This window comes from Pantoea sp. CTOTU50773 (assembly GCF_032082325.1).
In the GTDB taxonomy this organism is placed as follows: Bacteria; Pseudomonadota; Gammaproteobacteria; order Enterobacterales; family Enterobacteriaceae; genus Pantoea; species Pantoea communis.
This window is the reverse complement of record NZ_DAMDQC010000004.1, coordinates 49286-64090: the sequence shown is the minus strand read 5'-3', so window position 1 is coordinate 64090 and position 14805 is coordinate 49286. Positions and strand designations below refer to the sequence as shown.

Sequence of the window (14805 nt, the reverse complement as noted above, 5' to 3'; positions counted from 1 at the left end):
CCCACGACAACTGGAATCACAATCCAGGGCTCTACCAACTGAGCTATAGCCACCATAATTCTGGTGCGTAAGCATCTCTGCTTACTATTTTCACTGCATAACGCGGTTAAAACCAACCACCGAAGCTCTTGCGCACAAACTAAATGGCGCGCCCGACAGGATTCGAACCTGAGACCTCTGCCTCCGGAGGGCAGCGCTCTATCCAGCTGAGCTACGGGCGCGTAGCGCCGTTGCGGATGGGCATACTACGGGCTTGACCTCATACTGTCCAGCGCTTTTTTATAAAAAAAACGCGTTTGATTACGCTTTGTGCATTCCGTCGATTATTAATGCAGTTTTGCTGCCTGCACTGATGATATTGCTGAATAAATCGGCGATATCAAAGATCGCCACGCCAATGATAGCGCAAATATTTCAGCAGTTTTAACTGGCGGCGCCAACGCGATGGCTGCCGAATCAAACGATAGAGCCATTCCAGACCTAATTTCTGCCAGATTCGCGGTGCACGCGCAACGTGGCCGGTGAAAACATCGTAGGTGCCGCCCACGCCCATGTAGAGCGCATGCGGCCAGTGCGCGCGGCAATCACGCATCAGCAACTCCTGACGCGGCGAGCCCTGCGCCACCGTGACAATCTGTGCACCGCTGGCCGCAATGCGCGCAAACAACGCCTCACGCTCTGCCGGGGCAAAATAGCCATCCTGACTGCCGACGATGTTCACATTCCACTGACGACGCAGTTTGTCACAGGTTTCATCCAGCACAGCCTGACGACCGCCAATCAGAAACACCGGAATGCCGCTGCGGCCTGCGCGCTCCATCAGGGCTTCCCACAGATCGGCGCCAGCGATGCGACTAACCTGCAACTGCGGATATTTTTTGCGTAAGGAGCGCACAATGCTAATGCCATCCGGATATTTAAATTCCGCTTCAGCAATCAGTGCACGCAGTTGCGCATCTTCTTCCAGCGTCAGCATCTTTTCTGCATTCATCGCCACCAGCGTACCACAGCGCGGTTTGCCATCCGGCAGCAAGAAGTGCAGGAAGCTGTCCATGTCGTTAAAGGCGTGAAGATCGACACCGCGCAGGTTATAGCGCGGCTTATCGGTTTTCATGAATCATGTTCCCAAAGGTTAAGACAGGCTGTGAACCACCGGCTCGCTGCGCGGGCGAATTAAACCCGCGCGCGCTAACAGCCAGTACAGCAATTTAGCCACCGCCATGCAGGCGGCAAAAATAATGCAAAAGAACACCACGCGCGAACCGAAAGCATCCAGCCCTTCACGCGCCAGCACGATCATATTGAAGACCGCGCCGAAGCAGAAGCTCTGCAGAATCGCCCCGCTATAGCGGTTTGAAGCATCACGGCCTTGCAGATAGAGGTTATCGAACCCTTTCATCAGCCAGCCGACGGCAATCGCGCCCAGCGGAATAAACCACACGCCGCCCATCACCAGCAGCGAGCCCAGCAGCGTCGGCGAAATCGCCAGTCCTGAATGGTTGTTCAGCACTTCCCAGGTAAAGTAATTGGCGCTGTTGAGCACAATCGATGGACGGCCAGGCCAGAGCCAGCTCGGGATAAAGACATAAAAGTCACGCCAGATCGGTGCTAAGCCCTGGAAATCAATTTTGTCGTAGTTCTGCAACAACAGCGCGAGGTTTTCCCAGGGTGAGAAAGTATCACGTGTTAGATACAGGAAGGTGTAAAACGCCTCGTCGCCCACCACATCGAGGTTATAGCGGCGCAGCGCCAGCCAGAACATACCCGCAATCGCCATCACGCCTGCGCCCACCAGCATCCACAAGGTGATCCAGCCGCGCGTAATGCCGATGAACAGGAACAGGGCGAAGGCGATGATGATATTGGCGCGCGTCCCGCCCACCAGCGCATAGGTCAGTAAACCAAATGCCACCGACACCAGCAAAAACCCCAGCCACTGGCGCTGCGTCGGGTTGAGGAAATAACGAATCAGCATCGCCGGAATAAAGAAGTAGAAGAAGCGTTTGAGCGCTACGCCGGACACTTCGCTGGAGAAAATCTGGTTATACGCAGAGAGTCGGAACAACAGTAACCCGTTGTGCATGAAGAACACCGTGACCGTGCCAATCGCCACCAGCGCCAGTAACAGGCAGGTAAGATGGGTTTCGACTCGGTTCATCTGCAACCAGGGTTTGCGCGGTGCAGCGTTGATCGGCCTCAACCGGACTTTATAACTGACGTAATAAATCGCATAAAAACTGGTCGCGGCCAGCAACGCCTGTAACAGGTACTCCGGCGGCACCACTTCAACATTAAAGCGGAATACCAGCACACTGGTGAGGGGGAACCCGAAATAAAAGGTCAGTAAAAAAAGGATGGTGAAGAACAGGTGGAAGTTAAAACGCACCCGTTTAAATTCCCGCCAGGTCAGCGTCAAAATGAAACCTAGCGAGAACAGATAAACCACCAGCAGACCACTAAACTGCATCAGGCTCATGTTCTCTCCCTTTCACTCAGGCTCAACGCGTTGCGCCAGCCAGCCAGATAACCAGGGGCGAAAAAGGCAATCGCGGATTTATCACACTGTGCCAGCTGACGCTGAGCTTCAGCCACACTCGACGCATCCAGTGCATCTTCACTAAAAAGAACCGGCAACCCTTGTTCGCTGAGGTCGCGCCAGAACGGATTTTTTCGGTTCAGCACAAAGGGAATATTGGCCTGAATCAGCAAACATAACGTGCCAATGCCTTGCTGGCGCTCGAACATAAAATAGCCGAGCTGACAGTCGCTGAGCAATTGCAGATAGGTGTCAAAATCTATCTTGTCGCGCAATAAGGTTACCTGACCTTGGGGGAACAGGCGCTGCGCGGCCGTATTGATCTCTTCGATGTACTCATGATTATTTTCCGGGTAGCCCAGCGGGATCAGTATTTTCACCCTATCGCCAAACTGCGCTCGAATCGCCTGCAGGCCTTCAATATGGTTGTTGCTGTGATCGCCTGAGTTACCCAACAGCACGGTGAAATCACCGCTCGTGCTACCGCCCGGCACTGCGGCATCGGGCATGCGTGTTGGGAAATAGAGCAGTGAAGTGGGCACACGCGGATGGCGTTGTTGAAAAAAGTGCAAATCCCCACGCGTTGCGAACACGTGAGCAATGCGACGCTGTGCCAGGCGGCGCAGCAGATAAAACAACTGATACTTCAGGCCACGCCCTTCTTCATACAAATCAGCGCCCCAGATATGCCAGAACGCCTGCTCACGCCGTAATTTACCACTGAGCAAAGCCAGCCAGATTTGCGGATTAAACTGTCCATGAAAGAAGAAGCGTTGCGCACGATCAGCCGCACGGGACATTACCGCCTGTGCAAGTGCGCGCTTGCTGGGATAGCTTTCGATTTGCAGCGCGGTATAGGCTTGCATCGCTTCAGGCGTTGAAGTCACCACCATAAACTGGCGCGGTCCAGCACCCGGCAATTCGGTGCTCATCACCTCATCAAAGAAGCGCAACACCGTATGGTTATGATGTGGGATATCCGATCCCAGCACGTGAAATAAAGTCATTTTTTTCGGCAATAAATCATAAAGGCGCCACAGCAAAGGGCGAAGTAGAGCACGTAAGTCGCCATATAGGCTTGTGCGGCTCCGGCGGTTCCATGTAATGGAATCAGCCAATGTGAGAACGCGGTTAACAGCACAAACTGGCTGATTTCCGTCAAAATATAAAAGCGCAGTGAAGCTTTAGCGATCACCAGATATCCGAAAACATAGGCGCCAACTTTAAAGACGTCACCGCATAACTGCCAGACAAACAGGTCCCGCATCGCGGTAAACTGCGGTGAAAACAGCAGCCAGATGGCAATGTCACGCAGTAACCACACGCAGAAACTCGCAGCCGCCACCGCAGGTAACACAAAACGCAGCGCACGCCCAATTTCACGCGCAATCTGCGGCTTACTTTCCAGTCGCGCCAGCGTCGGCAGTAACCAGACACTAAAAGTCGCCGTGATAAATTGCAGATAGGCATCGGAAATACTGGTCACACCCTGCCACAGGCCTACCTGCGCCCACCCCTGCTGTTCGGCCAGCAGATTACGCATCATCACCCACGCCACTGGCAGGGTCACGGAGGTGATAAGCGCCATCAGGGTGAATTTTGTCAGATTTCGCGCCAAATCCGGCTGCCAGCTCGGTGTTAACCAGCGCAGTGGCAGCACCTGACGATGACGGCGCAGCATCAGCAGTGCCGGGAACACCAACAGTGCAGGCACTAGCGCTAAGCCGACTAACGCTCCGGCATATCCACCCAGCCACCAGCACAACACATAACCCAGCACGCCCACCAGACTACCGATAATCAGCGCCAGCGCATTGCCGCGCGCATCGCGAAACCCCTTGAGCAAGGCCAGCGTCAGATTGGCCCAGGCAATGCCAAACTGCAGAAAAGCCACGATGCGCACCACGTTGGCATAGTCGTCGTGACCAAATAGCGCATGACTGATCGGCCCCGCTGCCAGCAAGAACACCAGCGCCACCAGCGTGGAGAAGCCAATCACCATGGTGGATGCCGTACCCGTCACGGCACGCAGTTGCTCAGGTTGCTGCTGAAATTGCGCGATGTAGGTGGTCACGCCGTTGAAAATGCCCGCGCCGGCCAATACACCTAATACGGTAATCATCTGGCGAAAGTTACCGGCCTGGCCAACCCCTTCTGGACCAAAGCTGACCGCCAGCAGTTTCACCACCAGCAGTCCGGCAATGATTTTTACCAACGTCGATGAGGCCGTCCAGACTGAAGCTTTGGCTAACGACATCAGGCAAAGAAACTCAACAGCGAGCTGATAACGGTGCGCTGATTGTTATCCGACAGGTTATAGAACAGCGGCAGGCGCAGCAGGCGCTCACTCTCTTTGGTGGTGAAGCGGTCATCACCGTGGAAGCGACCAAAACGTTCACCGGCTGGCGAAGAGTGCAAGGGGATGTAATGGAACACCGTGAGGATTTCCGCCTCTTTCATCCAGTTAATCAGTGCCTGACGGTCGTCGCTGTCGCTCAGTTTGATGTAAAACATGTGCGCATTGTGGCGGCAGTTTTCCGGCACCACTGGTAGCTCTATGCGTCCCGCCGCCGCCAGCGGTTGCAGGGCATCATAATAGCGCTGCCACAGTCGCAAACGCTGCTGGTTAATACGCTCAGCCGCTTCGAGTTGCGCCCACAGGTAGGCAGCTTGCAGATCTGCCATCAAATAGCTCGAACCGATATCGCGCCAGGTGTACTTATCCACCTGACCACGGAAGAACTGGCTACGGTTGGTGCCTTTTTCACGGATGATCTCAGCGCGCTCCACCAGCTTCGCGTCATTAATCAGCGTCGCACCACCTTCGCCACCGGCGGTGTAATTTTTGGTTTCGTGGAAGCTAAAGCAGCCAATATGACCAATAGTGCCCAGCGCACGTCCTTTGTACTGCGACATCACCCCCTGCGCCGCATCTTCAATCACAAACAATTGATGCTTCGCCGCCAGCGCCATGATGCTATCCATCTCGCAGGCCACGCCCGCGTAGTGAACCGGCACGATCGCACGGGTTCTCTCGGTGATCGCCGCTTCAATCAAGGTTTCATCGATATTTAGCGTATCGGGGCGCACATCGACGAACACGATCACGGCACCGCGCAGCACAAAAGCATTGGCAGTAGAGACAAAGGTATAACTCGGCATGATCACTTCATCGCCGGGCTGGATATCGATTAATAGCGCGGCCATTTCCAGTGAGGCGGTGCAGGATGGCGTCAGTAGCACCTTTTTGCTGCCAAAATGCTGCTCCATCCACTGCTGACAGCGACGGGTAAAACCACCGTCACCGCAGAGTTTGCCGCTGGCCATCGCCGACTGCATATATTCAAGTTCACTGCCCACGACTGGCGGCGCATTAAATGGGATCATGTAGCTGTCCTGTAAAACCAGTAGGCGGTGCTTTCAATACGTGCACCGCTGCGTAAATAGAGGCGCATCGCCGTAAGATTGCTAAGCTGGGTCGCGACGCGCAGTCGTTCAAGTTGCCGCACGCGGCCCCAATCCGCTGCCGCCAACAGCAAGCGTTGACCAATGCCCTGCCCTTGCGCTGCGGGTAGCACGGCGAGCAGGCCGATACGCGCATCACCGTTCACTTCACGCATCGAGACATAGCCTTGTAATTGGCCGGATTCGTCGCTGGCCACCAGGCATTGGTGATCAAAGGTGCCGCGTACCGCGTTTTCAATCCACTGCGCATAGAAACGACCGCTGTCATCGGCGTTAAACCAGGGGGCACGAAAACGGCTTTGGCGAAAGGCATGCGATGCCGCCTCACGCAATGCCGGGATCTGTGCTTCACGCGCGATGCGCACGCCAACCTGGCGCTCGGTGCGTTTGATATTGATAGCCAGATCGGCCTCACCTTCCACCAACTGAAAACCGTGCTGGCTTAAGGCATCAATGGCGTCGGTGCGCTCGGCGGGCACTTTGGCCTGCCACAACGTATCTGGCTGTTGCAGCGCGTCGGCAAGGGTGAAGTCGCCATCCAGGTCGATACGCGCACTGTTCACGCCAAAGAAATCGCTTTCCCACTCGAGGGGGTTAATACTGACGCGGACGGGCATGGAGAACATCCATCAGGTATTGGCCGTAGCCAGTTTTGGTCAACGCTTGCGCCGCCGCCAGCAACTGTTCGTCACTTAGCCAACCGTTGCGCCACGCAATCTCTTCCAGACAGGCAATTTTAAAGCCCTGACGTTTCTCCACGGTCTGCACAAACATACTCGCTTCAATCAGACTGTCGTGTGTACCGGTATCCAGCCAGGCAAAACCGCGTCCCAGCAACTCGACAGAGAGTTCACCCTGCTCAAGATACATCTGGTTAATCGCGGTGATTTCCAGCTCGCCCCGTGCAGAAGGCTGCACCTGTTTGGCAAACTCCACCACGCGATTGTCGTAGAAGTAGAGGCCGGTTACCGCCCAACGTGATTTGGGTTGCTGCGGCTTCTCCTCGATGGAAAGCGCATTGAAGTCGTCATCAAATTCCACCACACCAAACCGCTCGGGATCCATCACCTGATAGGCAAACACCGTCGCACCGCTACTGCGCGCAGCCACTTTTTTCAGTTTCGGACTGAAGCCCTGGCCAAAATAGAGGTTGTCGCCCAGCACCAGACAGCAGCTGTCATTGCCAATGAAGGACTCACCAATGATAAACGCCTGCGCCAAACCATCAGGGCTGGGTTGCTCAGCATACTCTAGCTGCAGGCCGAACTCGCTGCCATCACCGAGCAAACGCTCGAAGTGCGCGCGATCTTCCGGCGTGGTGATAATCAGGACCTCGCGGATCCCCGCCAGCATCAGCACCGACAGCGGATAGTAAATCATCGGCTTGTCGTAAACTGGCAGTAGCTGCTTTGAGATAGCGCGAGTAATAGGGTGCAAACGCGTGCCCGAACCGCCCGCCAGGATGATACCTTTCATCGTTGCTGCTCCTGTATTGCGCCTCAGCGCGGCGTGTTTAAACCCAACCGCTCACCACGATAGCTACCGTTGAGAATCGCCTGCCACCACTGTGGGTTTGCCAAATACCACTGCACGGTTTTGCGAATTCCACTTTCGAAGGTTTCCTGCGGCATCCAGCCTAATTCACGCGCAATTTTGCTGGCATCAATGGCGTAACGCAGATCGTGACCGGGACGATCGGTGACAAAAGTGATCAGATCTCGATAGCGCGTCAGATGCGTGGCGCGCTGCTGCGGCGCCAGTTCGTCCAGCAGATCGCACAGGGTTTCCACCACCTCAATATTACGGCGTTCGTTGTGACCACCAATATTATAGGTTTCACCCACTTTGCCGCTGCTCACCACACTGTAGAGTGCTCGCGCATGATCCTCTACATACAGCCAATCGCGAATCTGGCTGCCGTTGCCATACACCGGCAAAGGCTTACCCGCCAACGCATTGATGATAGTCAGTGGAATCAATTTTTCAGGAAAGTGATAAGGGCCATAATTGTTCGAACAGTTGGTGACGATGATCGGCAAGCCGTAAGTGCGTAACCAGGCGCGAACCAAATGATCGCTGCTGGCTTTCGTCGCTGAATAAGGGCTGCTGGGCGCATACGGCGTGGTTTCGGTAAAGAAATCATCGCTGCCATGCAAATCGCCAAACACTTCGTCAGTGGAAATGTGATGGAAGATAAAGCCTTTTTTACGCTCATCCGCCATACCATTCCAGTAATGGCGTGCGGCTTCCAGTAACTGATAGGTGCCCACGATATTGGTTTCGATGAAGGCAATCGGGCCATCAATCGAGCGATCCACATGGCTTTCTGCGGCCAGATGCATAATGCAATCCGGTTGATATTGGGCCATGACACGATCCAGTTCGGCTCGGTCGCAAATATCCACCTGCTCAAAGGCATAGCGCGCATCATTCTGTATTGAAGCCAGAGAGGCTAAATTGCCTGCGTAGCTGAGTTTATCCACCACCACCACCTGATGGTCGGTTTGCTCAATCAGAAATCGCACCAGTGCGGACCCAATAAAGCCTGCGCCACCTGTCACCAGGAACTGTTTCATCGCCAGACACCTTTGGTATCGATAATCCACTGCTGCGTGATCTCGCTGGCATCGATAGCGCGGAACTGCGCGTGATCAACCAGCATCACGATGATATCTGCTTGCTGCAATGCATCCTGGGTGGAAACCAGAGCCGCTTCATGGGCCAGTCGCGCAGGAATGTCTGCCACATGCGGTTCTACCACCAGCGTGCTGCCGCTGTGCCACTCGGCAATCAGGTGCGCCACTGTCATTGCCGGGCTCTCGCGCAAATCATCAATGTTCGGTTTAAATGCCAGGCCGAAGCAGGCAATCGTCACCTCAGAAGCACGTTTGCCGCTGGCAGTCAGGCAATCCGCCAACTGCTGTTTGACCTGATCTAACACCCACGTCGGTTTCGCATCATTCACTTCACGCGCGGTACGAATCAGACGCGCCAGTTCCGGATTTTGCGCCACGATAAACCAGGGATCGACAGCGATACAGTGGCCACCAACACCTGGTCCGGGCTGCAGAATGTTGACGCGTGGATGGCGGTTCGCCAGCGCAATCAACTCCCACACGTTGATCTTCTGTTCCGCACAAATCAGCGATAGCTCATTGGCAAACGCAATATTCACATCGCGGAAGCTGTTCTCCGTGAGTTTGCACATCTCGGCAGTACGCGCGTTGGTTTCCACACATTCGCCGCGCAGGAAGATGCGATACAGTTCGCTGGCCCGTGCTGAGCACGCAGGCGTCATGCCGCCAATCACACGGTCATTTTCCAGCAGCTCTACCATCACTTTGCCGGGCAGCACGCGCTCCGGGCAGTAAGCGATAAACACGTCACAGTTATCACCGTGCTGCGGGAAACGCAGGTCAGGACGTGCCTCCGCCAGCCAGGCGGCCATCTGTTCGGTCGCGCCAACCGGTGAGGTCGATTCGAGGATCACCAAATCACCCGTTTTCAGCACCGGTGCAATCGACAACGCGGCTGCCTGTACATAGCTCAGGTCCGGCTGATGATCGCCGATAAACGGCGTAGGTACGGCGATTAAGAAGGCATCCGCAGCTTCGGCTTGCGTGGTAGCTCGCAGAAAACCTGCCTGCACGGCTTCACGCACCACGTCACCTAACTCCGGCTCGACAATGTGAATGTCGCCGCGATTAATGGTCTCGACCGCGCGGACATTGATATCCACGCCGATCACTTTTTTTCCCTTTGAGGCAAAAACGGCCGCCGTTGGCAGCCCAATGTAGCCCAGTCCGATAACGGAAATGGTTTTAAAACGCATAATTATACTCTGTGTTGTTTCAGTGCCTGCAGGATGCGCGAGCAGGCTTGTCCATCGCCATACGGATTGTGCGCGCGACTCATCCTCTGCCAGGCTTCCTCGTCCTGCAGCAGCAGGCTGACTTCTTCGACAATCCGGTTGATATCGGTACCGACCAGTTTTACTGTGCCCGCATCCACCGCTTCCGGACGCTCAGTCGTATCACGCATGACCAGAACAGGTTTGCCCAACGATGGCGCTTCTTCCTGAATACCACCGGAATCGGTGAGGATCAGCCAGGAACGGTTCATCAGCCAGACAAAAGGTAGATACTCCTGTGGCTCAATCAAAATGATATTGTCGATACCACTCAGGATACGATTTACCGGCTCGCTGACGTTGGGATTGAGGTGAACCGGATAGACGATTTGCGCCTGCGGATGCTGACGTGCAATCTGCGCCAGCGCGCTGCAAATGCGTTCAAAACCGCCGCCAAAGCTTTCACGACGATGGCCGGTGACCAGAATCAGTTTTTTATCCGCATCAAGGAACGGATAACGTGCTGCAAGACGTGCATTCAGATCGCCATCATCCAGCACCCGATCGCGCACCCATAGCAGCGCATCAATCACCGTATTGCCGGTAACAACGATACAGTCATCCGGCAAATTTTCACGCAGCAGATTCTGCCGCGAACTCTCGGTTGGGGTGAAATGGTAGCTCGCCAGATGACCGGTTAAGGTGCGGTTAGCCTCTTCCGGCCAGGGCGACATCAGGTTGCCGGTGCGCAATCCTGCTTCGACGTGCCCCACCGGAATCTGATGATAAAAAGCGGCTAAGCTAGCAGCAAAAGTGGTGGTGGTATCACCGTGCACCAGCACCACATCGGGCTGAAAATCGGCGAGCACCGTTTTCATCCCCTGCAAAATGCGGCTGGTGATCTCCGTCAGCCCCTGTTCCGGGCGCATGATATTGAGATCGTAATCGGGCTGCAGCTTGAACAGCCGCAGCACCTGATCGAGCATTTCACGATGCTGCGCGGTCACGCACAAGCGCGATTCAAACGCCGGGTCCTGCGCCAGTGCCTGCACCAGCGGGGCCATTTTTATCGCCTCAGGACGCGTGCCAAATACGGTCAGAACTTTCACGTGGCTTCTCTTAATGGCTCGTTGGTGACGTCGGACGAGGACGGCGCACCAGCGCCACACCTGCACCCACCAGCGCGCCAATGACGCCCCACATGATCATCATAAACATTCGGCGCGGACTGTCGCGCGACACCGGCTCTTCAGGCGTGCGCAGATAGCGGTAAGTCTGGAAGGGCTTATCCAACTGCGCGCCTGCCTGCAACGTGCCCAGCATCGCTCTGTTCTGATCATAGCTCAAATCGTAAGCGGGCCCGCTGGCTTGCAATGTATCGAGCTGAGCCTGCAGCATTTGCTGCCCGAGCAGGAAGCGATCGCTGTCAGGCAGCGCTTCGCCAATAGCCGGTGCACGGTTTTCTTTGATGCCCTGCTGACTAGCGACCTTTAAGGCCTGTTCAATACGTTGACGCTGGCGATCAAACACCGCCTGTGCCACTTCCTGCTGGCGATGAACCTGTGCCTGCAGCTGCGCGCTGCGCGCCTGCCATGCACCCTTCAACTCCGCATTCAAATGGCGCGCCGCGCGTTCGCTGGCATAGGCGATATATTGACGCAGCAGGTTATTTGCATCGCCGGCGGTTTCAGCAATCAGCTTAATGTTATCCAGCGTGTTATGCGCCGTATCCGCAGGCGTGAACTGAATATTAGTAATCAAATCATCCAGCAGCGCGGCATCGTTGTGCGCGTTGCCACTTTTGCGACTTTTGAAGTAATCGGTCTGCTGCCAGAAATCACGGCGCGTGTCCCAGGAGGCCAACTGCATAGTGAACTCCTGATAGACCTCATCCATCACCGTTGGGGCGGGCGTGTTGAGATTGAGCGTGTTGTTACGCACATCGAGATTATTGAGGAATTGCTGCTGCACGAAGAAGTCACCCAGCATGTTAACCGTTGGACGATCGGTAACGGCGGTAGTGCTCCATGCTTGTTTCATCAGCATCGAGGCGAGCCATGCCAATAAGGCAAACAGCAGCGCAAAGCCGATGATCCAGCGCTTGCCGCGCCACAGCGTGCAGCCAAGGCCGCGCACATCCAGTTCGTTCTCCACAACGACAGAGGTCATAACAAAAGTCCTTATCGGGGTACTAATCGGGGTAATTTATTTTTTATCTTCGCCACTGCTTTGCCAGCGGCGTTTAATACGACGGATTTTGCGCGCCACACGCCAGGCATGTTTAAGGCAATAGCCGTAAAGGAAAAAGGCCATCAGGAACAGCACCAGCATCACCCACTCGGGGATGAAGGCAAGGTATTCGCCCAGCACACCAATACCGGCCAACAGCGCTGCAGCCACGGTAATCAGCACAAAGGCCTGACGCGAAGTGAAACCGGCACGCATGATCAAATGGTGAATGTGCTGGCGGTCAGCTGAAAACGGACTCATCCCCTTACGCAGGCGGCGATACATAATTGCCACCATGTCCATCAGCGGAATGGCGATCAGCCACAGTGCCGTGACCGGCGTAATCGGATGGCTCAAACCCTGGGTGGTTTCCAGCAGGATCCAGATAATGGTGAAGCCAATCATGGTGCTGCCTGCATCGCCCATAAACACTTTATAGCGGCGGCCAATCAGACCCAGATTGAGCAAAATATAGGGGATGGTGGCGGCGATCATGGCGAAACACCACATCGCAAGACTGGTTTGCCCGTCGAAAAAGAGGATGATGCCCATGGCGGCAAAGGTCACACTGGCCAGCCCACCCAGTAAGCCATCAATGCCATCCACCATGTTAAAGGCGTTAATGGCCGCCCAAACGGCGAACAGTGTAAGTACATAGCCAAATGGTCCAACAACCAATTCCACCGGACCAATGATAAATCCGAGGCTCAGCAGATACAGTTTTGAGCCGACCATCATCACGATGGCCACCGCCGCTTGTACTAATGCGCGGATTTTAACGCTGATATCGAACCGATCGTCCAGTGCACCCACCAGCACCAGCACCCCTGCGCAACTTAAATAGAGTGCCGCATGGGGTAAATAATAATCTGAAATAGAGAAAGCAAAGCAAATCCCCGCATAAACGGAGATCCCACCCACTAACGGAATGGCGCCATGGTGTCGTTTTCTTGAATTAGGTGTGTCTACCAGCCCAATTTTTTTAGCGGCTTTACGGGCAAAAAATAGGAACACTAAAGTAAACAGAAAAACAAAACCAAGCTCAGTACTCATAGTGAGTAAATTCACGTTAACGCTCTCAGCTAAAATCATCGACAACAATAAGCAAGATTCTTGCCATTGCCGTATATCCTTTGTCCGAATTCTGCCTGAGAAAAGTCTGATTGCTGAAAAAACCAGCACCTTTCTGGCACAATCATTATATTTCTTCCTGACTGGGCTAATCCTAATGCCCATAAATGAAAAACGCCACGTTAAGACGTGGCGTTAGCAATAAATCCTGGCAAATTGTGCGAAAGAATCGCTTCGCTTAGCGATTCAATATCGCCAACTTACGAACGCTTCATCATATCGAAGAATTCGTCGTTGGTTTTGGTCATCGCCAGCTTATTGATGAGGAACTCCATCGCATCAATTTCACCCATTGGATGGATGATTTTGCGCAGGATCCACATTTTCTGCAGCTCTTCCTGCGTGGTGAGGAGTTCTTCTTTACGGGTACCGGAGCGGTTGTAATCAATCGCTGGGAAGACACGTTTTTCAGCAATTTTACGCGACAGGTGCAGTTCCATGTTACCTGTACCTTTAAATTCTTCGTAAATCACTTCGTCCATCTTCGAACCGGTATCAACCAGCGCAGTCGCGATGATGGTCAGGCTGCCGCCCTCTTCCACGTTACGTGCTGCACCGAAGAAACGCTTCGGACGATGCAGGGCGTTGGCGTCCACACCACCGGTCAACACTTTACCGGAAGCCGGTACCACGGTGTTGTAAGCACGCGCCAGACGGGTGATGGAGTCAAGCAGGATAATAACGTCTTTCTTGTGCTCGACCAGGCGCTTAGCCTTCTCGATCACCATCTCAGCGACCTGAACGTGGCGTGAAGCCGGTTCGTCGAAGGTGGATGCGATGACTTCGCCTTTCACCAGACGCTGCATCTCGGTCACTTCTTCCGGACGCTCGTCAATCAGCAGCACCATCAGCACGCAATCCGGATAGTTGTACGCAATGCTCTGTGCGATGTTCTGCAGCAGCATGGTTTTACCGGCTTTCGGTGGTGCCACGATCAGACCACGCTGACCGCGACCGATCGGCGATGCCAGATCCAGTACGCGAGCGGTCAAATCTTCGGTTGAGCCATTACCGCGCTCCATACGCAGACGATTGTTTGCGTGCAGTGGCGTGAGGTTTTCGAACAGAATCTTATTACGCGCGTTTTCAGGCTTGTCGTAGTTAACTTCGTTAACTTTCAACAGCGCAAAGTAACGTTCACCCTCTTTTGGCGGGCGAATTTTACCAGAAATGGTGTCACCAGTGCGGAGGTTGAAGCGGCGGATTTGGCTGGGAGAAACGTAGATATCATCGGGACCGGCGAGGTAGGAGCTGTCTCCAGAGCGGAGGAAACCAAATCCGTCCTGCAATATCTCCAGCACACCATCACCAAAGATGTCTTCGCCACTTTTCGCATGCTGTTTAAGGATAGAGAAAATAATATCCTGTTTACGCATACGTGCCTGGTTTTCCAGACCCATATTTTCGCCGAGGGTAATCAGCTCAGAAACCGGCGTGTTTTTTAATTCGGTAAGATTCATAGTGAGGGTTCTTAAACTCGGGGTAATTCTCGAAATGATTGTCGTGGGTGGTATGGCAAAAATTCCATGCCGTTAATGGCTCTTTTTCAACTCTGCTCGACAATTATCGTCTGATGTGGCGATAGGAAACGAAG

Annotated in this window: 13 protein-coding genes and 1 tRNA gene; all 14 read right to left on the bottom strand. The window is 54.2% G+C overall.

Translation table 11 applies throughout. From position 1 onward, the window contains the following. Window positions 1–144: 144 nt before the first annotated feature. Window positions 145–221: transfer RNA gene (locus RT340_RS01405), tRNA-Arg, on the bottom strand. Window positions 222–379: 158 nt separating this feature from the next. Then, entirely contained in the window at window positions 380–1114 is a 735-nt protein-coding gene (gene wecG, locus RT340_RS01400) for a lipopolysaccharide N-acetylmannosaminouronosyltransferase (protein WP_058960371.1), read from the bottom strand. Window positions 1115–1132: 18 nt separating this feature from the next. Then, window positions 1133–2476: an ECA oligosaccharide polymerase gene (gene wzyE, locus RT340_RS01395; RefSeq protein WP_097118515.1), complete on the bottom strand. Its 1344-nt coding sequence runs from the start codon at window positions 2474–2476 to the stop codon at window positions 1133–1135. Continuing rightward, window positions 2473–3543 carry a TDP-N-acetylfucosamine:lipid II N-acetylfucosaminyltransferase gene (locus RT340_RS01390; RefSeq protein WP_313373638.1) on the bottom strand — a complete coding sequence of 357 codons (1071 nt, stop codon included), beginning with the start codon at window positions 3541–3543 and terminating at the stop codon, window positions 2473–2475. Before RT340_RS01390 ends, wzyE begins: the two co-directional genes overlap by 4 nt. Then, the gene (gene wzxE, locus RT340_RS01385; RefSeq protein ID WP_313373636.1) at window positions 3540–4793 is read right to left on the bottom strand and encodes a lipid III flippase WzxE; all 1254 of its coding nucleotides are present in this window, start codon (window positions 4791–4793) and stop codon (window positions 3540–3542) included. The genes RT340_RS01390 and wzxE overlap by 4 nt, the downstream gene beginning before the upstream one ends. Continuing rightward, window positions 4793–5923, bottom strand: a complete 1131-nt coding sequence (rffA, locus tag RT340_RS01380; RefSeq protein WP_313373634.1) for a dTDP-4-amino-4,6-dideoxygalactose transaminase — start codon at window positions 5921–5923, stop codon at window positions 4793–4795. The genes wzxE and rffA overlap by 1 nt, the downstream gene beginning before the upstream one ends. Beyond that, window positions 5920–6618 carry a dTDP-4-amino-4,6-dideoxy-D-galactose acyltransferase gene (gene rffC / locus RT340_RS01375; RefSeq protein WP_313373632.1) on the bottom strand — a complete coding sequence of 233 codons (699 nt, stop codon included), beginning with the start codon at window positions 6616–6618 and terminating at the stop codon, window positions 5920–5922. The genes rffA and rffC overlap by 4 nt, the downstream gene beginning before the upstream one ends. Further along, the gene (gene rfbA / locus RT340_RS01370) at window positions 6596–7477 is read right to left on the bottom strand and encodes a glucose-1-phosphate thymidylyltransferase RfbA (protein WP_097118511.1); all 882 of its coding nucleotides are present in this window, start codon (window positions 7475–7477) and stop codon (window positions 6596–6598) included. Before rfbA ends, rffC begins: the two co-directional genes overlap by 23 nt. Window positions 7478–7500: 23 nt before the next feature. After that, complete coding sequence (gene rffG / locus RT340_RS01365) at window positions 7501–8577, bottom strand: dTDP-glucose 4,6-dehydratase (protein ID WP_313373629.1); 1077 nt, start codon at window positions 8575–8577, stop codon at window positions 7501–7503. Then, complete coding sequence (gene wecC, locus RT340_RS01360) at window positions 8574–9833, bottom strand: UDP-N-acetyl-D-mannosamine dehydrogenase (protein WP_313373627.1); 1260 nt, start codon at window positions 9831–9833, stop codon at window positions 8574–8576. Before wecC ends, rffG begins: the two co-directional genes overlap by 4 nt. A gap of 2 nt (window positions 9834–9835) precedes the next feature. Further along, window positions 9836–10960, bottom strand: a complete 1125-nt coding sequence (wecB, locus tag RT340_RS01355) for a non-hydrolyzing UDP-N-acetylglucosamine 2-epimerase (protein WP_034827841.1) — start codon at window positions 10958–10960, stop codon at window positions 9836–9838. Between the two features lie 10 nt (window positions 10961–10970). Further along, complete coding sequence (gene wzzE, locus RT340_RS01350) at window positions 10971–12020, bottom strand: ECA polysaccharide chain length modulation protein (RefSeq protein ID WP_160833368.1); 1050 nt, start codon at window positions 12018–12020, stop codon at window positions 10971–10973. Between the two features lie 36 nt (window positions 12021–12056). Continuing rightward, entirely contained in the window at window positions 12057–13133 is a 1077-nt protein-coding gene (gene wecA / locus RT340_RS01345) for a UDP-N-acetylglucosamine--undecaprenyl-phosphate N-acetylglucosaminephosphotransferase (RefSeq protein WP_097118545.1), read from the bottom strand. A gap of 278 nt (window positions 13134–13411) precedes the next feature. Beyond that, window positions 13412–14671 carry a transcription termination factor Rho gene (gene rho / locus RT340_RS01340; RefSeq protein WP_034827837.1) on the bottom strand — a complete coding sequence of 420 codons (1260 nt, stop codon included), beginning with the start codon at window positions 14669–14671 and terminating at the stop codon, window positions 13412–13414. Between the last annotated feature and the right edge of the window lie 134 nt (window positions 14672–14805).

Bases quoted from the DNA above. Each gene is read 5' to 3' on its own strand.
- wecG (WP_058960371.1), bottom strand. From the start codon at position 1,114: ATGAAAACCGATAAGCCGCGCTATAACCTGCGCGGTGTCGATCTTCAC.
- wzyE (WP_097118515.1), bottom strand. From the start codon at position 2,476: ATGAGCCTGATGCAGTTTAGTGGTCTGCTGGTGGTTTATCTGTTCTCG.
- RT340_RS01390 (WP_313373638.1), bottom strand. From the start codon at position 3,543: ATGACTTTATTTCACGTGCTGGGATCGGATATCCCACATCATAACCAT.
- wzxE (WP_313373636.1), bottom strand. From the start codon at position 4,793: ATGTCGTTAGCCAAAGCTTCAGTCTGGACGGCCTCATCGACGTTGGTA.
- rffA (WP_313373634.1), bottom strand. From the start codon at position 5,923: ATGATCCCATTTAATGCGCCGCCAGTCGTGGGCAGTGAACTTGAATAT.
- rffC (WP_313373632.1), bottom strand. From the start codon at position 6,618: ATGCCCGTCCGCGTCAGTATTAACCCCCTCGAGTGGGAAAGCGATTTC.
- rfbA (WP_097118511.1), bottom strand. From the start codon at position 7,477: ATGAAAGGTATCATCCTGGCGGGCGGTTCGGGCACGCGTTTGCACCCT.
- rffG (WP_313373629.1), bottom strand. From the start codon at position 8,577: ATGAAACAGTTCCTGGTGACAGGTGGCGCAGGCTTTATTGGGTCCGCA.
- wecC (WP_313373627.1), bottom strand. From the start codon at position 9,833: ATGCGTTTTAAAACCATTTCCGTTATCGGACTGGGCTACATTGGGCTG.
- wzzE (WP_160833368.1), bottom strand. From the start codon at position 12,020: ATGACCTCTGTCGTTGTGGAGAACGAACTGGATGTGCGCGGCCTTGGC.
- wecA (WP_097118545.1), bottom strand. From the start codon at position 13,133: ATGAGTACTGAGCTTGGTTTTGTTTTTCTGTTTACTTTAGTGTTCCTA.
- rho (WP_034827837.1), bottom strand. From the start codon at position 14,671: ATGAATCTTACCGAATTAAAAAACACGCCGGTTTCTGAGCTGATTACC.